This is a genomic window from Aquimarina algiphila (genome assembly GCF_947494415.1).
GTDB lineage: Bacteria > Bacteroidota > Bacteroidia > Flavobacteriales > Flavobacteriaceae > Aquimarina > Aquimarina algiphila.
Genome location: NZ_CANLVC010000004.1, coordinates 476771 through 497569, shown reverse-complemented (window position 1 = coordinate 497569; position 20799 = coordinate 476771). Strand labels below are relative to the sequence as shown.

The window sequence follows — 20799 nt, the reverse complement described above, 5'->3', positions numbered from 1 at the left end:
TACAATGCCATAATGGCCCATCGGGAACGATAATAAGTTCATCCCCTATGAATTGATCTTTGATCGGATGAATAAGTGTAGTATACAATTTATGGGCTATTGTTTTATAATGAGATAACTCTTGCGAAGTAATGGCCTCTCTTAGTTGTTCTATCTGACCTGTAAGATCTGGAGTGGATACTTCCTGTACCACCATCTTATGTTTAGAAACCGTAAACACATAGGTACTACTATCAGCAGTAAAAAACTCTACTACTGTTGTGCGTTCATTTAACTTCTTTTGAATATCAGCAATCGATACAATATTATTCTCATGCTTAAGTTGGTAATACTTGGGATAATTTTTTTCTAAAATAGCAGTGAGTGAGTCTTGTCTTCTATTGATCTCGAAGAGTTTGTTTTCATAATGAGTAATCTTCGATGAATCTATAGAGTTTACACTGAGTTTGTCGAAGGGCTCAGGACGAGCTTTGTTGAAGGATTCTGTAATTTTGGATTGATAAAACGCTTTGTCAATTCGTAATTCTTTTTCTAAGATTACTACATCATTGGGTAAGCCTGTAAAACTCTTGGCATTGGCTTCGCTAAGCAGTTCTTTAAGGGTATTGGCTTTACTTTTCTCTGCATAGTAAAAAGCACGCTCTAATGCTTTTTGCTTTTTTTTGGTATTATACAAGAGTAATTGTGTTTGTATCGCTCCTTGATAAACAACCTTTGCTTTTTGAGCAAAGCCCACTTTATCCTGATAGGTAGTAAACGTTTGTCTGATATCATTGATTAATGCATCTGCTTTTTTATAGGTAGTTATAGCCTGATTAAGGTCATCACTATTATTACTTTCTTGATACAAATGAGTATAGGTTTTGGCTTTGCCTAATAACGTGGTTAATAAGATGTTTCGATTTAAATACCGATTCTCCCTTATATTAGCCTTGACTGCTTTTTCATAATACAACAAACTATTTTTATAATCTTTTTGTAGTGTATATACATTTGCGATATCGTTATTGGATACTGCAACTTTGGGATGATGTGCCCCAAAAATATTTTGTCGTATCTCTAATGCTTTTTGGTAGTTTTCCAGAGCCAAATTATACTCTTTTGTATTTTTATAAATATTACCAAAATTCACATAAGAATCTGCTACATCGGAATGATATGTTCCAAACACATTTTGTCTTATTACTAATGCTTTTTTAGCATAGTTTATGGCTTTATTATACTCCTCTTTTATATTATATAATTCTCCTATATCATTATGTGAATCTGCTATATTCGAATTATTTTTATCAAGCATTCTTACTCTTATTGTTAAGGCTTTGTGATAATTTTCAAGAGCTTGATCGTAATTTCCTTTTAATCTATATATATTCCCAATGTTGTTACAGTTAATAGCTACTGCTAAGCTATTTTTCCCCTTGACTTCAAGATTAATATGAAGTGCTCTTTTATAATAATTCAATGCTTTATCATATTCTCCTTTATCCTTATAAATTACACCAATATTGTTATATATACTACCTCCAGCACTTCTAATACCAGAAAAAAAACGAGCTTCATTTTGCTTAGGAACATATTGTTTAATTTTAACTGCTTCTTTATAATAGCGTAAAGCCTTATCGTATTTTCCTTTATACTTATATATAATACCAATTTGATTAAGAGCAGTTGCTACAAGGTCGTGCTCTCTTCCATGTCTATGAATTAAAATAGATAAATACTTTTCTAGATATGGTAGAGCCTTGTCATATTCTCCTTTTTTTCTATACAGCCTACCAATAAGATTATTACAGTTAGCAATTTCTATATGATTTTCACTTAATTGCTTCTCCTTAATTAATAATGACCTATTCAGATATGGTAGAGCTTTATTGTATTCTTCTTTTCTATAATAAGCAAGACCAATACAAAAATTAGAAATACTAGCTTTGACATGATCCGATCCAAATTCTTTTTCTATAACCGCTAAAGATTTTTTATAGAAATTTATTGCTCTATCATATTCTAATTTAAAAAAATATGTACTTCCTAAATCAATGTAGGAATTTGCAATTTTTAAATTGTCTTTTGGAACAATTCTTAATTTGACCTTTAGAGCTTTTTGATAATACTCTAAAGCTATATTAAAATTTAAACTTTTATTATAATAATAATCCCCAATATTATCATACCCATACGCCTTCTCTCTATTATTTTTTGGCAAATATTGATCACTAATCGCTATAGCTTGTTTTGCATTGGTTAGAGATTCATCATACTTTTTATCTCGCCTTAGACTCTCAGAAATTTTATTATAAGATCGTGCTACACACTCCCAGGTTTTAGCTCTTCTATAGATCGGTAGTGCTTTTTTAAAATAGATTACTGCGCTGTCTAGTTTTCTATGGGTTAATAGGGTATCGGCTTTTGCAAAATATTGAGATGCGGGTATGGTGTCGACTGTGGTTTGGGTATGGCCTGTCGTGGATAAAAACAGCATACAACATAGCGTCCATAGTACAATGGAAGTTGTTTGTGATATGAGTATTATGTTGGTGGTCATCGCCTATTTATCATTTTTATTATTAATTATTTGTCATCCCAGCATAGGCTGGGATCTATTCTTAATTTTTGTTACTCTTATAGAGTCCTGTCTACACAGGAATGACAGGCCATTACTTCTCACTTCGTGCTTCCGGTTTCAAAAGTCATAGCACTTGATATGATATTACAATTATGTTCTTTCTTATTAATAGCAAAGAAACTAAAATTGTTACTTTTACGTTTAATTTTATTTCGTCTAAAAGGGTAACAATTTGTTGTATTAGCACATGAACTTATGAGTAGTACCGAAGAGCGCAAAATTTTGGAAGGTATCGTTGCGGGAGATGAAGTCATCATAACCACATTTTATAAACAAAACCTACAATATGTTAGGCAATACATCCTTCAAAACTCTGGTAATGAATCCGATGTAGAAGATGTGTTTCAAGATGCATTGGTTTTGATATACCAAAAATTAAAAGCAGACTCTCTGGAATTGCATTCTTCATTGCGAACTTATTTTTATGGAGTTTGTAAAAATATATGGAGAAACCGATTACGAAAAAATAAAAAAATGGTGATCACAGAAGAAATACCTGATGATGCAGAGAGTATACCTCCTGCTGTTATAGAATATATCGCACAAAAAGAACAAGAACATGTGTATCGCAAGCATTTCTTAAAGTTAAGTGATAGTTGTCGTGAAATACTGCAATTGCTTTTTCAAGGAAAAAGCATGAAAGATATTGCAACTATTACAGGGTATTCTGAAGGATATACCAGAAAGAAAAAATTTGACTGTAAACGATCTTTGATCCAAATGATCGAAAAAGATCCTATATACCAGGAGCTATATTTAACTCCTGAAAAAAAATAACGTTATGGAGAGAACTCCGGAAATATTTGAGAAAATAGAAGGGTATCTTACAAACACTTTACCCCAGGAAGAGCTAATCGCCTTTGAAAAAGCATTAGCAACTAACCAGGAATTACAAGAAGAAGTCGAAAAACACAGAATGATGCACAATGTTCTTGGAGATCAGGACACCTTGGATTTTAAAGAAAAACTTGCAAGTATTGGTACTACGATCAAAGAAGAAGAAGAAGAAAAAATAGTTACTACCTCTTCTTTTTCTTTATATTGGAAAGTTGCTGCATCTATTGTGATTGTATTTGGAGCAGGAACATTGTATTGGTACATCTCTAAAAGCCAGAACAAAACACAAAACCTATATGGTTCATATTATCAAGCTTTTCCTGCAGAAGACAACACTCGGGGAAATACAACTAATGAGATTCAAAAAGTTATAAAACAGTACACTAATGGTGTCTATGACAGTGTTGTTATAGCACTGGAAAACTATCCTAACCTAGAAACCCAAAAACGATTGCAATTATATTTGGGTAATAGTTATTTAAATCTTGGTCAGGAAAAAAAAGCAATTAACCAATTTACAGCTATTAGTGAAACAGATCGGTATTATGAGATTGGACAATGGTATCTGTCTCTTTCTTATTTAAAATTGAATAAACCTAAAAAAACCATTCCGATTCTGGAAGAAATTATGGCATATAATGGTGTATACAAGACCAAAGCGATGAAGTTATTAAAAGAGCTAAAGAAGTAGATATACTCCTTTGCTAATGATCATGAAAACCTTTACTATCATCGGGAGCTTCATCTCTATCAAACATCCCATAATCTCTGCTCACATCGGCAATACGTAAACGATATTCTTTAAAGATATGAGTTCTTCCTTTGGATTGTGCTCTGCGATGAGATTCTATAGTACGCCATTGAAGTATACTTTTTTCATCTCTCCAAAATGATAGCGACAATAGTTTTTCATTTTCTGAAAGGCTTTGAAACCTCTCTATAGAGATAAAACCATCTATAGTTTCTAGTTTTGGTTTTAGTTCCTTGGCAATCTGAAGATATTCTTCTTTACATCCCGTATTAGGAAAGAGTTCAAAAATTACTGCGATCATATTTTATTTTTTAAGTTATCTTTTACCATTTGCATTTTGAATTGGCATTAAAAAGAGAGTGTTATATATTTAGGAAGTCTTGCATGCATTACAGGCTCATACTGCACATCATTTTCGAGTAGTGTAATTGTTTTATACATTTTAAGAAAATGGTATATCGTTTCTGTCGCCAGGTGTATAGAAAAGTGTTTTGCCAAACACATATGACTCCCCATACCAAAGGTTAAGCATTCATTAACATTATGTCTCTCGATACTAAAATTGTTAGGATTATTAAATTTCTTTTTATCCCGATTAGCGGCTGCAAGCATTACAACTATAGACGCTCCTTTTTTAATAGTAATGTTATTAACTACCATATCTTTGCCAACTATTCTTTTTGTATGATGAAACGGGGGATCAAATCTTAAGGTCTCTATCACCATTTTTTCTACCCATTCTTGATGCATACATTTTTGCTCACTAAACTCTTTGGATTTTAGTATCCTCAATATTGCATTACTCAGGATCCCCCTGCATCCATCATAACTCTGAATAAGAAGACCTATCAGGTTACTTATGCACAAAAAAACAGCGTCATTATATTCTAATTTATACTTCATGACTAACCTACTAACCAAACCAGACTGTACTTCTAATATGTGGTTTTCTATGATCTTAAAAATTCGCTCAGCACTGCTATTAATTCTAGCTACTTGTTCTTTATTTTTATGAGGCAACATTATCATTTTGAGTAGCTCTATTTCTCCTAAAATAAGATCACATTCTTCGTCACCAAAATCAAAACTTTGCAAAATCACTAAAGCAGGAAGCTGCTTACAAACTGTATCAACCCAGTCTACTTTGTTATTTTTTGTTGTAGTTGATAATATAGATTGCAAAGTCAGATCAATGCTTATTTTTTTCATCCCATCAAATAAATACATTGTAATTTCTCTGGTTATTTCGTGCTGCATACCATTACTTAATCGAACTAAACCATTTTTTATATGTAATGCGAATTCATTTAATTGGTGTACATTCTTCTCATCAATTTGCGGAATAAGTACATCAGCACTATTTAAAATAGTAGTGCATGCATCATAAGAATATGAAACCCAGGTTTTATTTTCTTTATCCCAATGGATTGCACCTTCCTTCAGCATAATTTCATATAACGCAAATGGATTTTTTACTTCGGACTGTAAGAATAGTAGTTTCTTCATTATTCAATTAGATATAACACAAAAGTATATACCTCTATATCCAAATATTTCATTTTAGAGTGAACCATGAACACGTGCTTTTTTTCAGCTAATAAATACCCCTGACCAGATATCCAACTGAAAAAGCAGGATTAGTTCAACTATCTATTTTGAATGTATTGCTATGTAATTTCTCAAAATCGAGTTTCACTAAGAAAAATTTTAACATGATATCGGGTAACAAAGTCTAAAACCATAACATACACTTATATAACCCCGCAAATACATATTGCTTATTCAAAATCATTCAGTCACTAACAAAGAAGTAATTATGAACGTTATTATCAAGCACATTGAACTTATGGAGCGAATTGATCAGTTAATTCGTTTACAGGCCACGGGAAACCCTGTAGAATTGGCAGCAAGATTAAGAATCTCCAGAACCAAACTCTACCGTACTATCAATATGATGAAAAAACTAAATGCACCCATAGAGTATGACATCTCTATCCAAAGTTTTGTATATGCCGAAGAAGTTGGTTTTAAATTTGGCTTTTTTACAGAAGAAACATATTCCCACGAATTAAATCCATTCGTGGGATGAATACTTTTATTTAAATGCTGAAATACCGGTAATATCCAATCCTGTAATTAACAAGTGAATATCGTGTGTTCCTTCATAAGTGATTACACTTTCCAGATTCATCATATGACGCATGATACTATATTCGCCTGTAATTCCCATTCCGCCAAGGATTTGTCTGGCTTCTCTGGCAATATTGATCGCCATATCTACATTATTACGTTTTGCCATAGAAATCTGAGCTGACGTCGCTTTTCCTTCATTTCGCAAAACCCCTAATCGCCAAGCCAAAAGTTGTGCTTTGGTAATTTCTGTGATCATCTCTGCCAGTTTCTTTTGTTGTAATTGTGTCCCTCCAATAGGCTTATCAAACTGAATACGTTCCTTAGCATATCGCAAAGCAGTATCATAGCAATCCATAGCTGCACCAATAGCACCCCAGGCAATACCATAGCGTGCAGAATCCAAACAGCCTAACGGTGCACCTAATCCGCTTTTGCCAGGCAGTAAATTTTCTTTTGGCACCTTTACATTATCAAAGATTAATTCTCCAGTTGCAGAAGCACGAAGTGACCATTTATTATGAGTTTCTGGTGTTGAGAACCCTTCCATTCCCCGTTCTACAACAAGTCCATGAATCCTCCCTTCTTCATTTTTTGCCCAAACCACAGCGACATCTGCAAAAGGCGCGTTAGATATCCATAGCTTAGCGCCATTAAGTAAATAATGATCTCCTTTATCTTTAAAATTAGTGGTCATACCACTTGGATTAGAGCCATGATCAGGTTCAGTGAGCCCAAAGCAGCCCATAAATTCTCCTGACGCCAGTTTGGGTAAATATTTTTTTCGCTGCTCTTCAGAACCATATTTCCAGATGGGATACATCACCAAAGAGGATTGTACAGAAGATGTAGATCGCACCCCAGAATCTCCTCGCTCTATCTCTTGCATGATCAAACCATAACTGATCTGATCCAAACCAGCTCCCCCATATTCTTCTGGTATGTATGGCCCAAATGCTCCTATCTCTGCAAGTCCATTGATAATCTGTTTTGGAAATTCGGCTCGTTGCGCATAGTCCTCAATAATAGGTGACACTTCACGTTTTACCCAACTACGAGCAGCATCACGAACCAATTTATGTTCATCAGAAAGTAGTTCATCTAAATTATAGTAATCAGGAGCTTCAAAAAGATCAGGTTTCATCAGTTTCTATGTATTATATTGTGAATTCTATCTTGTTCTACAATGTATTTTGCAGTATTATCAAAATTAACACATATAAATGTGAAACAAATGTAAATACTAAAAAAAGAGTAGCTCATTTTATTGAATTTTAAAAAATTTGACATAAATATGGGTATAAACTTCAAAAATTAAAAATGTACACTAAAATCAAACATCTTCTCCAAGTCGTGTATAAATTCCGCAGATCATTACTTTTTTCTACACAAATAGTATACAATCTATAAAAATCACACTAACATTAAAACAATAACAACTGCCTGAAAAACAATGTGTTAAATCTAATTATCAGGTTTCAATTTCTTAATGGCATAATTCTTCTATATAGGTATAGCATAAAGAACGTTAAAACTAAAACAAGATGAAAAAATTATTTGTATTACCAGTAGTAGCTTTCGGATTATTAGTAGGAACTCAAAATATGATTGCTCAAGAAGTAGCTTCTAATGATACAGAAGTAAATGCTCCTGTTCAAGATAAATTTATTGAAATAGCAGTTGAAAATTTGCCCCAACCAGTTTTAGATGCTATAGCCAGTAAAATGCCAGATGTTACTATTGAAAAAGCAGAAGCCAAAGAAGACGCTTCAGAATTTAAAGTAACTGTAAAGCAAGGAGAAAAGACCTCAGAAGTTGTTCTTGATGCAGAAGGAAACATCAAAGGATAAATGTTGATAACAAACTAAGAGCTTTAATTTATAGTGCAATAAATTAAGCTTCATAGAGTGATTGAATTTTGGAAAAAGGAGAGTTTTAACGACTCTCCTTTTTTTATTTTAGAATACGAACCTACATGAACTCAAAAGAATGAAATATTTAATTATACAGTAGTGGTTCAATTCCGTGTATAAATTCCGCAGATCAACGTTTTTTTCCACACAAAAAAGCAATAAAAAAAGAAGTTTAGCTTATCAAATAAAAATATAAATGACTGGTAATTAGATTTTTAAATACATTTTGTTAACATTTCAAAAGCTCTGGCATAATTCTTCTATATAGATATAGTATAACAATAAAGGATTTAAAAAATTAAAACTTAAACAAGATGAAAAAATTATTTGTATTACCAGTATTAGCCTTAGGATTATTAGTAGGAACTCAAAATATGATTGCTCAAGAAGTAGCTTCTAATGATACAGAAGTAAATGCTCCGGTTCAGGATAAATATATCGATTTAGCCATAGAAAATTTACCTCAACCTGTAATTGATGCAGTAGCTAAAGATTTTGCAGGAGCAACTATCGAAAAAGCAGGTGCTAAAGAAGACGCATCAGAATTTAGATTAGTATTAAAACAAGGAGAAAAAGAGATGGAAGTTTTCTGTGATGCAGAAGGTAATTGGATTACCAAATAACAACATCTTTTGATGACAAATAAGACTTTAATTTATAGTGCAATAAATTAAATTCCATAGAGTGATTGAATTTTGGAAAAGGGGGAGTTTTAACAGACTCTCCTTTTTTTATGTATTACATTTTCAAATAAAAATCTTTAGTCAAATCAATATAGGATTTAGTATATTCATGACGAGTATTTTCAATAATCAATTCGTCAATTTCAGGAGTCTTCTTTTCTCGATCAAATAACAATAAACTCCTCTTAACTTCTGAAGTAAGAGTTCCTTTTACTCTTGTAATCTTAAGGGGAAATAATGTTACTTGTGAAGCAAGGTCAATAATACGCTCTTCTTCTTTATAGGGTACAATTACTGCAAATTTTCCTTGATCTGATAGTAATTTTGATACTCCTACTAACAAATGTTCAAAAGGAAGAGCATCTTCAAACCTGGCCATATCTCTTTTTGTATCTGAGGTTTTATAATCTTCTCTATAAAAAGGAGGATTGCTAATTAACAAATCATACTGATCATCTATCTCTGCCATAAACTCCTGAAAGGATGCATGATAACAAAACAACCGATCTCCCCAGGATGAAGCTTCAAAATTCTCTACTGCCTGCTCATAGGCATCTGCATCAATTTCGAGAGCATCGATAACCTCTGCATTAGAACGTTGGGCTGACATCAAAGCAATTACTCCCGTTCCTGTACCGATATCCAAAATCGAATCCACAGCACCATCAATTGGCACCCAGGCTCCCAGTAAAACCCCATCTGTTCCTACTTTCATAGCACAACGATCCTGATGAAGAGTAAATTCTTTAAATTTAAAAGGCTTTGACATCCTAATTAAGATATTGAAAATATTAATCCTATAAAGTATAGTAAAAGGTCTGTATTATAAATAAAGGTCTATCAACCCTTCGGGAGTTTTGACATGAATCACATTAGACTCTCTATCTATCTTATCAATAAACTCATCATTCATAGGAATAAGAATCTCAGTCCCATTGTGATCAATTTCAAACAAAGCCTGAGCCGTTGTATCATTTACAGCTTTAATTATTCCTACTTCTCCAAAAGAAGCATCAACAATTTTAAAACCTATGATTTCATGATAATAAAACTGATCTCCATCAAGTTTAGGTAATAATGTAAGTGGAAGATACAGCTCAGCCTTCATAAGGTCATCCGCATCCTCTTCTGTATCTACATCTTCAAATTTTATACGTAGTAAATCGCTTTTGTGCAAAGCACATCTTTCAATAAAAAATGGAACCAGATTATTGTTATAATTAACAAATACTGATTCCATTCTTGAATAACTTTCGGGTTCATCGGTATCTAGTTTTACTAATACCTCCCCTTTAAAGCTAAATTTACTTACGATTTTTCCTAGATAGAAGCATTCTTCTTTCTTCATCGTTAATAATTGCAACTATTCTTCCTCGTTGCTAGCTTCTTTGGTTACTTCTTCGGTAGTTGCTTCTGCTTCCTCAGCGGCAGCTTCTACAGTTTCTTCTGCTTCTGCTTCTGCTTCTTCAGCTTTTGCAGCAGCTTCACGTTTTGCATTAACTTCTTTTTCAGCTTCAAGTGCTTTTGCTTTTGCAGATGCATCAGCTTTTGCTAATTCTTCTTTCTTAGAATTAACAGCTCCTTCTTTTTCTGATAACCAAGCTTCAAATTTTTCTGCAGCTTGTTCTTCTGTTAAAGCACCTTTCTTTACTCCACCTGCAAGGTGGTTTTTAAGCAAAGCTCCTTTATAAGATAAAATTGCTCTTGCAGTATCAGTAGGTTGTGCACCATTCTGTAACCATTTTACAGCTCCATCAACATCTAAGTCAACACTTGCCGGGTTTACATTAGGATTATACGTACCTAATTTTTCAAGAAATCTACCATCTCTTTTTGATCTAGCATCAGCTGCTACGATCCAGTAAAAAGGTTTCCCTTTTTTACCATGTCTTTGTAATCTGATTTTAACAGGCATAAAAATTAATTTTTGGGTACTCGACCCTATTTATAATTAAGGGCGCAAAGATAACTTTTTTTAACTAAAAAGAATCATTGAAGTGAAGTTTATTCATTGAACTACAAATATTTATATTTTGATCCTAAAAAAAGAACATTTCAAAAGTAGATTTTTAAACAAAAAACGACTATTTAACCTACTTTTTATTCTCACTAAAGCCTATTTTGTGTATTTCATCGATTAAATATGCTTTTTTTCGATCAAAAAATTGTTTTCTTGAAATTTTACCTTTATGTTTGTACACATAACGATGTAATTACGGTAATTCCGTAAAAAAATCATACTAAAGCCCCATACTATGATTAAAAAAATTACTCTATTAATGGCAGTAGTCTGCTTAATTTTTACTTCTTGTTCAACCGATATCGAAATCAACGATCCTGCTCTTCAAGCAAAAGTTGATGGAGAACTATTTAGAACTTCCCTTAAAAAAGCTGTTATCTATGACGATGGAACTTTAGTAATATCTGGAAGTGCAGGAGATCAATCTATAAGTTTTACCACTACATCAACCAAAGTAGGAACGTATAAAACTTCCCAAAAAACGGTAAGTAAAGCCAGTTTTCAGAAAAACCAAACAAAATTTCTTTCAAAAAACGGAGAGACCACTGGACAAGTAACAATAACAGAAGTTTATAATAATGAGGTTTCTGGTAATTTTACTTTTAAAAACCTTAAAGATGATAAAGGTAACATCTTGAATTTTAGTGATGGATGGTTTTATAGACTCCCACTCGAAAATGGAGTGATCGAAGAAGAAGACAATATTACTGAACAAATCAACCCTTGCTTGCTTAATGCATCATTAACTGCTATGGTTAACGACTCTGAAATGATTACCGATAATCATACCGCCAAACTATTTGGTGTTGATGACGCTTCTATATTAATTACTGCAAGTAATGAAACCGAGGAAATTACTGTAGTATTTTTAGCAGATGTAGCTCCAGGAGAATATCCATTATCTGGGTCAGGAAATTATAGTGCTTCATATGCACTAGATAAGGACAAATCATCGGCCTCATCTGGAAAACTTATAATCACAGAACATAATACTGAATCAAAATGTATTAGCGGAAGTTTCGAATTTAGTACCAGAAGTGGTGTCGAAGTATCAGAAGGTTCCTTTGATTTTGGATATTAAACGTATAATTACCCCTAAATATCACTCAACTTTGATGAAAAGCGCTCATATAGATTAATGAGCGCTTTTTAATTTTTAAGAATCAAAAATTTCAAAGGTTGTCATAAACGATGTAGAAGAATTTTTATGTTCTGACTATAAATACAAATCCCTGAACTCCCTCTAAATGTGTTAGCTACCTAACATTTACGGACTTCAATCTCTCTTCCAAAACGTTATCATTCTGTTAATTAATTACTAATATTTCAATAAAAACATTTGTTTTTGAAAAAAAATATTTAGTCAGTTTTCCATCCTAAACCCTTTAGAATAAGATACTTTTTACTTATTACAAAGAAAATATCCATAAATTTTATTTATTCTGTAAGTTTTTATCCTGTAAGTACAAAATATTGTTGTCGTCTCAACTTATATCAAAATTAAAACATCAGTTTTTGATTCATAGAAACGATTGGCCAATTGTTTTTTTTAATAGACACAAACATTTAAAAAACACAAAAATGAAAAAGTTAAAATTAATATTTTTAAGTATAATAACAGCCTCAATCTTTACCGCCTGTAGTGACGATGATGCAGTAATAGTAGTAGAACCACCAGTAGTATCAGAATCCAGTTTATTGTTAGAAAGTATTAGACAAGACGGAGGAATTCCTTTTAATGCAGACAATCCTGCACTTACGTTTACTGCAGAACAAAATGTCTTTCTACCAAGTATATTGGGTATTGATTTTAGAACAGATAGATCAGTAGTTCCGGCAGGTCCAACAGCCAGATTTCCGATGTTTCAAGGTTGGGAAACTACACCTAGTGGGCCTAGAGAATGTTATTATGTAATTACAGAATCATCTGATAGAGAAATGTCAAGAGAATTAGGGGTTATTTTCTCACCTAGAATGGCAGAAGCTATAGGTTCTGGAGGAGAACAAAACGCTACTTGGACCGATGACGGGAGGCTTGTTTTTGAAGGATCTGTAGATTTTTCACCAAAAAGATCTTTGACCGCCGGAGGAACATCAGCAGATGGATTATTATTTGGTTTCCCACCAGCAGAAGTTAATCCTGGTGCGATAGCAGATGGAGCATGGTCTTCTTATGTTGTTTTACCTAGTGGTGTGGTAATCAATGCTCAGTTAGTAGCTAACAGCACTGGTATTCATGATAGAATCCCTCATCCAGATGGTAATGGCCCTGCTCAAGAAGATGATTTAAACAACCCAAATCTTGCTATAGATCAAGCATCTGTTGTAATGCAACTTTTGGATGGATGGCATAATGGTAGTCCTTACTACTTCCATATTGTAACAGATACTTCTGACCCAGGACCGGCAACTATAGAATTAGGAGTTTTTGCTCCAAGATTGGCTAACTTACCAACATTTGGATTATTTCCAGGAGGTTCTATGTTACCTTTTAGCCCAACGGCAAATGGTAGAACTACAGATACTGATGGTTTTGGAGTGCAAGGTTTAAATTCAGCTTCCTTAAGTGATCGACAAGTACAGGATCCTACAAATACATTCCCAATTGATCCTAGTGATGAGAGATATGCTCCTATGTGGGATGCGCATATCACTGAGTTTACAGTTCCTGAATCAGAACGTCCAATACTAAGAAGTTTTGATCAAATCAATCAACTTTTGGCAGATGGTACTTTAATCCCTTTTAGAGGAAATGCAAATCCAAGTCCTTTAGCGAATTCATTATCTGATTTATTAACTGCAACAGGAGCAATTATTAACTGCCCGGTAATTACACAACCTGGAGCAAGTGTAATAGGCACTCAAATCGGGTCTCCTCGTAATAATTAATTAAGCATTAAAAGAACTTATATCTAAAGCTTAGGAGAATTAATTCTCCTAAGCTTTTTTTGTACCTCAAATACAATATTAAGACTAAAAACCTTACTTTTTAATTAAAATCAAATCGACCACTTTTTAAAAAATCAGATCGAATCGTTTATTTTCATTTTTATTGACATTAAAAACCTGCTCTAATATGTTAGCTATCTAACATTTGCGCTTTTCTATCTCATTTATAAGACACAAAAATTCTGTTAATTAATTGCAAAAATCATTGATTTATTATGTTTTTCGCTTAAGCCACATTCCTCCAAAAGACCAATAAAATCAATGCTTTTCTTCAAATTGAACACATAACACTTATAAATCTCAATATTTTTTATTTTTTTTCTCTGTAAGTATGAAATATTGCTGTCGTCTCAATTAACATCAAAACCTAAAGAATATTTTGATACTCTTAAAACGATTGGCCAATTGTTTTTTTAAAGACACAAAAATTTAAAAAAACAAAACATGAAAAATTTTAGAATAATACTTTTAAGCCTATTTGCTGCTACACTATTTTCAGCTTGTAGTAATGATGACAATGTAATAACAGATGACCAATCTGTAGCAGATTCAAAATCCTTTCAATCTTTTAAAGCCTTAAAGGAAGCTAAACTATTACTAAACAGTATTCGCCGAGATGGAGGGACTCCTTATAATGTATTTCGCCCTGCACTTACTTTTACTACAGAACAAAATGTCTTTCTACCAAGTGTATTAGGTATTGATTATCGAATAGATAGGTCAGTAGTTCCGGCAGGTCCAACAGCTAGATTTCCGATGTTTCAAGGTTGGGAAACTTTGCCCGATGGAAGTCGTAGAAAAGGTTATTATGTTATAACTGAAGCATCTGACAAAAAAATGGCTAAAAAGTTAGGTGTTATTTTCTCACCTAGAATGGCAGCATCAATTGGTTCTGGAGGAGAACAAAATGCTTATTTCACTCGTAAAGGGAGGCTTGTTTTTGAAGGATCTGTAGATTTTTCACCAAAAAGATCTTTGACCGCTGGAGGAACATCAGCAGATGGATTATTATTTGGTTTCCCGCCAGCAGAAGTTAATCCTGGTGCGATAGCAGATGGAGCATGGTCTTCTTATGTTGTTTTACCTAGTGGTGTGGTAATCAATGCTCAGTTAGTAGCTAACAGCACTGGTATTCATGATAGAATCCCTCATCCAGATGGTAATGGCCCTGCTCAAGAAGATGATTTAAACAACCCAAATCTTGCTATAGATCAAGCATCTGTTGTAATGCAACTTTTGGATGGATGGCATAATGGTAGTCCTTACTACTTCCATATTGTGACAGATACTTCTGACCCAGGACCGGCAACTATAGAATTAGGAGTTTTTGCTCCAAGATTGGCTAACTTACCAACATTTGGATTATTTCCAGGAGGTTCTATGTTACCTTTTAGCCCAACGGCAAATGGTAGAACTACAGATACTGATGGTTTTGGAGTGCAAGGTTTAAATTCAGCTTCCTTAAGTGATCGACAAGTACAGGATCCTACAAATACATTCCCAATTGATCCTAGTGACCAAAGATATGCTCCTATGTGGGATGCGCATATCACTGAGTTTACAGTTCCTGAATCAGAACGTCCAATACTAAGAAGTTTTGATCAAATCAATCAACTTTTGGCAGATGGTACTTTAATCCCTTTTAGAGGAAATGCAAATCCAAGTCCTTTAGCGAATTCATTATCTGATTTATTAACAGCAACAGGAGCGATTATCAACTGCCCGGTAATTACACAACCTGGAGCAAGTGTAATAGGCACTCAAATCGGGTCTCCTCGTAATAATTAATTAAGCATTAAAAGAACTTATATCTAAAGCTTAGGAGAATTAATTCTCCTAAGCTTTTTTATTGATTATATTTTACCTCCATAATTAACTAGAAAAGAATTAGTTAATAATTAAGGATAACTTTTGAAAAATGAATTCTTGATTTTGGTTATTTTTGAATCTCCTTTGTAAGGGATGATTTTCTAGAAATACTTCTTTTTATGTACTTAGTTTTTGATACTGAAACCACCGGGTTACCAAAACGATGGGATGCCCCTATTAGTGACACAGATAATTGGCCAAGATGTATCCAGATTGCATGGCAATTACATGATGCTATGGGAAATTGTATTGAACATCAAGATTATCTGGTAAAACCTGATGGGTTTAATATTCCATATGATGCCGAAAAAATTCATGGTATTTCTACAGAGTTAGCAGAACAAGATGGTATTACACTAGAAGAAGTTCTTGAAAAATTTAATATAGCCCTATCAAAGACTAAATTTGTTGTAGGGCAAAATGTTGGTTTTGATGTAAATATAATGGGGGCCGAGTTTTATCGCTTAGGCGTAGAAAATGACTTACAAAATCTTCCGGTTCTTGATACTTGTACAGAAACTACTGCTTCGCTTTGTCAGATCCCAGGTGGTCGTGGTGGTAAATTTAAGCTTCCAACACTTACTGAGTTACATCAACATCTTTTTGGTGTTGCTTTTGGAGAAGCCCATAATGCCACTGCTGATGTAGAAGCTACTACACGATGTTTTCTTGAGCTAATTCGTAAACAAATTTTCACACAGGAAGAACTTGATGTAGAATCAGATTACTTTCAAAATTTTAATGAAGCACACCCAGAACCGATCCAACTTATCGGTTTAAAGCATATTAATCTCAAAAAGGCTTCGCAAAAAATACAAGAAGCTCTTACTAAACAAGGATCATCTGATCTATCTCAGGAAGAGATTAATAATAATATTGCAGCACTAGAAGAAGCTAATTTTGCACACCTTCATAACCATACTCAGTTCTCAGTACTTCAATCTACTACTAGTATTCCTGATCTGATTAAAATTACAGCAAAACACAAGATGAATGCAGTTGCCATGACCGATCATGCAAATATGATGGGAGCATTCCATTTTGTTCAAGGCGTTGCTAATCACAATAAAAGTGTAAAAGCTGCAAATGCAGAAGCTATAGAAAATGCGCAGGAACCTGAAGGAATAGAAATAAAGCCTATTGTAGGATGTGAGTTTTTTGTTTGTGAAAATCACACCGACAAATCCAGAAAAGATAATGGATATCAAATCGTATTGTTAGCCAAAAACAAAAATGGATATCATAATCTAGCCAAGATGTCCTCTACCGCTTTTGTCAATGGATTTTATTATATCCCAAGGATTGATAAAAAAGTCATACAACAGTATAAAGAGGATATTATCGTGCTTACAGGAAACTTATATGGCGAGGTACCTAGTAAAGTTTTGAATATTGGCGAAAAACAAGCTGAAGAAGCACTTTTGTGGTGGCACGAGGAATTTGGTGATGACCTGTATATTGAGATTATGCGTCATAACCAAGAAGATGAAAATAGAGTAAATCAAGTACTCATTGAATTTGCAAAAAAACATAATATAAAGACTGTAGCATCTAACAACACCTATTATTGCGAAAAAGAAGATGCTAATGCCCATGATATACTATTATGTGTAAAAGATGGGGAAAAACAAGCTACCCCCATCGGTCGCGGTAGAGGATATCGATATGGTTTACCAAATCAAGAATATTACTTCAAAACTCAGGAAGAGATGAAAGCATTATTCAAAGATTTGCCAGAAGCCATTATAAATATTCAGGAGATCATTGATAAGGTTGAGCCTTTTGAACTTGCCAGAGACGTTCTCCTTCCTGCTTTTGATATCCCCGAAGAGTTTCAGTTTAAAGAAGACCAGATTGATGGAGGTAAACGTGGAGAAAACAAATACCTGAGACATATCACTTATGAAGGTGCAAAAAAACGTTATGGAGAGATCACTCCAGAGATTGATGAACGCCTGGATTTTGAATTAAAAGTAATTGAAAAAACGGGATATCCTGGATATTTCCTGATTGTGGAGGATTTTATCAGAGCGGCACGAGGCATGGATGTTTCTGTAGGTCCTGGACGTGGGTCTGCTGCAGGATCAGCTGTAGCTTACTGCTTATGGATCACCAATCTAGATCCTATAAAGTATGACCTGCTTTTTGAGCGTTTTCTTAATCCGGATCGTGTAAGTATGCCAGATATCGATATCGATTTTGATGATGAAGGTCGTGGTCGGGTAATGGATTATGTAATCGAAAAATATGGTGCTAATCAGGTAGCACAAATCATTACTTATGGTACAATGGCAGCAAAATCCTCTATACGAGATACTGCACGAGTACTAGACCTACCTCTTGGTGATGCCGATCGAATTGCCAAACTTATTCCTAATATGTCTAAGTTAGGAAAGATTTTTGGTGTTGACGAGGCAGTACTAAAGAAAAAATTTAGAAGTGATGAATTAGAAAAAGTCAATGAACTCCTAAATATAGCAGAAGGCAGTGATCTTGAAGCAGAAACTTTAAATCAGGCACGTGTACTGGAAGGGTCTGTTAGAAACACAGGAATACATGCTTGTGGTGTAATTATCACCCCAGATGATATTACCAAATTCGTTCCCGTTGCTTTAGCAAAGGATTCTGATATGTATTGCACCCAGTTTGATAACTCGGTAGTAGAAAATGCAGGATTACTAAAAATGGATTTCCTGGGATTAAAGACATTAACACTAATCAAGGACACTGTTAAAATTGTAAAAGCAAAACATGGAGTAGAACTCGATCCAGAAAACTTTCCTCTAGACGATGAAGAGACATATGCACTGTTCCAGCGAGGAGAAACTGTAGGGGTGTTCCAATATGAATCCCCTGGGATGCAAAAATACATGAAGGAACTAAAGCCTACTGTTTTTGCAGATCTTATTGCAATGAACGCTTTATATCGCCCTGGGCCTCTAGAATATATCCCTAGTTTCATTAATAGAAAACATGGTACCGAAGAAATTATCTATGACCTTGAGGCTTGCGAAGAATACCTGAAAGAAACTTATGGAATCACAGTATATCAGGAGCAAGTGATGTTGCTTTCGCAAAAACTTGCTGATTTTACAAAAGGTGAAGCTGATGTATTGCGTAAAGCAATGGGTAAAAAACAAAAAGCGGTTCTGGATAAGATGAAACCCAAGTTTATCTCTCAAGCATCTGCCAAAGGTCATGCCGAGGATAAATTAGAAAAAATATGGAAAGATTGGGAAGCTTTTGCTGCCTATGCTTTTAACAAATCTCACTCCACATGCTATGCCTGGATTGCATACCAAACAGCATACCTTAAAGCACATTATCCCGCAGAATATATGGCTGCTGTACTTTCTAATAACATGAATGATATTAAACAAGTTACATTCTTTATGGAGGAATGTAAACGTATGAAACTAGACGTTTTGGGCCCTGATGTAAATGAATCCTATCGTAAATTCTCGGTTAACAAAGATGGTGCGGTACGTTTCGGGATGGGAGCTATAAAAGGAGTAGGAACAGGAGCAGTAGCAACAATCGTTGAAAATCGAAAAGAGGACGGCCCATATAGATCTATTTTTGATCTTGCCAAACGCATTGATCTTCGCGCTGCAAATAAAAAAGCATTCGAAAGTTTAGCTCTTGCAGGAGGGTTCGATTCTTTTTCCGACACCCATAGAGGACAATATTTTCACGAAGAAGGCGATGGCGTCACATTTCTAGAAAAAGCAATGCGTTATGGATCCAAATATCAAGAGAGTGAGAATTCATCACAAGTAAGTTTATTTGGAGAAGCAAGTGACGTACAAATCCCAGAACCTATAGTCCCTCCCTGCGAAGAATGGGGTACAATGGAAAAACTGGCTCGAGAAAAAGAGGTAGTAGGAATATATCTTTCTGGACATCCTCTGGATGATTTTAAATACGAAATGAAATATTTTTGCAATGGTACCCTTCTTAATTTTGCTGATCTGGAAAGCAATGTCAACAGAGAAATTTCTTTTGGAGGGGTTATCACAAATGTAGAACACCGTACCTCAAAAAACGGAAAAGGCTGGGCTACTTTTTCTATCGAAGATTATAACACTGCACACGAATTTAGAATTTTTGGTGAAGATTACCTTAAACATAGACCATTTCTTGTAAAAAGTACATTTGTTTATGCAAAAGCATTTATAAAGGAAGGATGGGTCAATCGTGATACCGGTAAAAAAGGAGATCCGAGAGTACAATTTAATAGTTTTCAATTATTACATGACGTAATGGAGACCTATGCAAGAAAATTAACCATACAACTTGATATTAATGACCTTTCTGATCATAGAATCGATGGATTAAAGAATTTGTTAACTGACCATTCTGGTAATCATACTTTAAATTTTGTAATATTCGAAATGGCAGAAAAACTAAAACTACATATGCCTAGTAGAAAACAGAAAGTAAATATATCACCAGAACTACTGGCTGCTTTAGAAAATGATGCAGTGTATTATAAACTAAATTAATCAAAAAAACTAGTGGCCCAATTTTCTGCTTCTTCCAGAGTTGTGAAAAAAGTAAAAGCTTCATCCCACAAGGATTGTTCTTCCATAGCTCTTTGCATCTCTTCTGGATCATCAGAAACTATGGCAAAGCCTATCATATTTTTTAATATTCTGCCTTTATACACATTAAGATCAATATCGTGAGGAAATTTTCTATGGGTAATTAATATAAAGTTTTTTCCCTTATAGTAACTTTCTAAAATAGATGTGATCTCCGCAGCTATTTCTATGGTCATAGCAGACCCCTCATGCATCACTAAAATCACATGAGTATCCTTGAAAAAAAGATCACAATAAGGTAGTTGGGTTTCTCTCATTATCTTTGGCTCATACTCACAAATATAATGTTAATTTTATTTTAAAACATTTCTTTTGCCACTAGAATATGCTTCTTTTTCATGTTTTTCAAAGTGCATAGGCTAAATTGTATTTTAAATCTTTAATTTTATTTTACCTTTGGTATCAGAAAATCAAATGGCT

At 34.0% G+C, this 20799-nt stretch carries 17 protein-coding genes; 9 read left to right on the top strand and 8 right to left on the bottom strand.

Going from position 1 to position 20799, the window contains the following annotated elements:
• Positions 1 to 2542: tetratricopeptide repeat protein (locus PQF96_RS08955; protein ID WP_271765797.1), on the bottom strand; the 2542-nt coding region annotated here is incomplete at its 3' end.
• 276 nt (positions 2543 to 2818) lie between these two features.
• Here PQF96_RS08955 and PQF96_RS08950 point away from each other — a divergent pair.
• Both PQF96_RS08950 and PQF96_RS08945 read left to right on the top strand, forming a co-directional pair.
• Complete coding sequence (locus PQF96_RS08950; RefSeq protein WP_109434202.1) at positions 2819 to 3400, top strand: RNA polymerase sigma factor; 582 nt, start codon at positions 2819 to 2821, stop codon at positions 3398 to 3400.
• A 4-nt stretch (positions 3401 to 3404) separates the two neighbouring features.
• Positions 3405 to 4151, top strand: coding sequence for a tetratricopeptide repeat protein (locus PQF96_RS08945; protein WP_271765796.1), 747 nt, complete (start codon positions 3405 to 3407; stop codon positions 4149 to 4151).
• A 13-nt stretch (positions 4152 to 4164) separates the two neighbouring features.
• Here the strand turns inward: PQF96_RS08945 and PQF96_RS08940 are convergent, their stop codons facing one another.
• Together PQF96_RS08940 and PQF96_RS08935 are read right to left on the bottom strand one after the other, a co-directional pair.
• Positions 4165 to 4512, bottom strand: a complete 348-nt coding sequence (locus PQF96_RS08940) for an antibiotic biosynthesis monooxygenase family protein (RefSeq protein ID WP_271765794.1) — start codon at positions 4510 to 4512, stop codon at positions 4165 to 4167.
• 47 nt (positions 4513 to 4559) lie between these two features.
• Positions 4560 to 5717 carry a cytochrome P450 gene (locus PQF96_RS08935; RefSeq protein ID WP_271765793.1) on the bottom strand — a complete coding sequence of 386 codons (1158 nt, stop codon included), beginning with the start codon at positions 5715 to 5717 and terminating at the stop codon, positions 4560 to 4562.
• Between the two features lie 310 nt (positions 5718 to 6027).
• Here PQF96_RS08935 and PQF96_RS08930 point away from each other — a divergent pair, with 310 nt between their 5' ends.
• Positions 6028 to 6300 (top strand): DNA-binding protein, encoded by a 273-nt coding sequence (locus tag PQF96_RS08930; protein ID WP_143919052.1) that lies wholly within the window; start codon positions 6028 to 6030, stop codon positions 6298 to 6300.
• 6 nt (positions 6301 to 6306) lie between these two features.
• Here PQF96_RS08930 and PQF96_RS08925 read toward each other — a convergent pair whose 3' ends face one another.
• Entirely contained in the window at positions 6307 to 7485 is a 1179-nt protein-coding gene (locus PQF96_RS08925; protein ID WP_109434207.1) for an acyl-CoA dehydrogenase family protein, read from the bottom strand.
• A gap of 400 nt (positions 7486 to 7885) precedes the next feature.
• Between PQF96_RS08925 and PQF96_RS08920 the strand changes: the two genes are divergently transcribed.
• Together PQF96_RS08920 and PQF96_RS08915 are read left to right on the top strand one after the other, a co-directional pair.
• Entirely contained in the window at positions 7886 to 8191 is a 306-nt protein-coding gene (locus PQF96_RS08920) for a hypothetical protein (protein ID WP_109434210.1), read from the top strand.
• Positions 8192 to 8568: 377 nt separating this feature from the next.
• Positions 8569 to 8877, top strand: coding sequence for a hypothetical protein (locus tag PQF96_RS08915; protein ID WP_109434211.1), 309 nt, complete (start codon positions 8569 to 8571; stop codon positions 8875 to 8877).
• A 115-nt stretch (positions 8878 to 8992) separates the two neighbouring features.
• Here PQF96_RS08915 and PQF96_RS08910 read toward each other — a convergent pair whose 3' ends face one another.
• Genes PQF96_RS08910 through PQF96_RS08900 form a run of 3 tightly spaced genes read right to left on the bottom strand, consistent with a single transcriptional unit; the run spans position 8993 to position 10852 of the window.
• Positions 8993 to 9706, bottom strand: coding sequence for a tRNA1(Val) (adenine(37)-N6)-methyltransferase (locus tag PQF96_RS08910; RefSeq protein WP_109434212.1), 714 nt, complete (start codon positions 9704 to 9706; stop codon positions 8993 to 8995).
• 54 nt (positions 9707 to 9760) lie between these two features.
• Complete coding sequence (rimM, locus tag PQF96_RS08905) at positions 9761 to 10285, bottom strand: ribosome maturation factor RimM (RefSeq protein ID WP_109434213.1); 525 nt, start codon at positions 10283 to 10285, stop codon at positions 9761 to 9763.
• 15 nt (positions 10286 to 10300) lie between these two features.
• Positions 10301 to 10852: a 30S ribosomal protein S16 gene (locus PQF96_RS08900; RefSeq protein WP_109434214.1), complete on the bottom strand. Its 552-nt coding sequence runs from the start codon at positions 10850 to 10852 to the stop codon at positions 10301 to 10303.
• Between the two features lie 340 nt (positions 10853 to 11192).
• On the opposite strand from PQF96_RS08900, the gene PQF96_RS08895 reads away from it, so the two are divergent.
• From PQF96_RS08895 to dnaE, 4 genes are all read left to right on the top strand, one after another.
• Entirely contained in the window at positions 11193 to 12038 is an 846-nt protein-coding gene (locus tag PQF96_RS08895) for a DUF6252 family protein (RefSeq protein ID WP_271765792.1), read from the top strand.
• A gap of 500 nt (positions 12039 to 12538) precedes the next feature.
• Positions 12539 to 13846, top strand: coding sequence for a hypothetical protein (locus tag PQF96_RS08890; protein ID WP_271765791.1), 1308 nt, complete (start codon positions 12539 to 12541; stop codon positions 13844 to 13846).
• A 504-nt stretch (positions 13847 to 14350) separates the two neighbouring features.
• On the top strand, positions 14351 to 15694 hold the full coding sequence (locus PQF96_RS08885; protein ID WP_271765790.1) for a hypothetical protein: 1344 nt from the start codon (positions 14351 to 14353) through the stop codon (positions 15692 to 15694).
• Between the two features lie 200 nt (positions 15695 to 15894).
• A complete protein-coding gene (gene dnaE / locus PQF96_RS08880) occupies positions 15895 to 20280 on the top strand; it encodes a DNA polymerase III subunit alpha (RefSeq protein ID WP_271765789.1) in 4386 nt (1461 codons plus the stop codon).
• Here dnaE and PQF96_RS08875 read toward each other — a convergent pair.
• On the bottom strand, positions 20277 to 20636 hold the full coding sequence (locus PQF96_RS08875; RefSeq protein ID WP_109434217.1) for a hypothetical protein: 360 nt from the start codon (positions 20634 to 20636) through the stop codon (positions 20277 to 20279). The two genes, dnaE and PQF96_RS08875, sit on opposite strands and share 4 nt — an antisense overlap.
• Positions 20637 to 20799 lie beyond the last annotated feature (163 nt).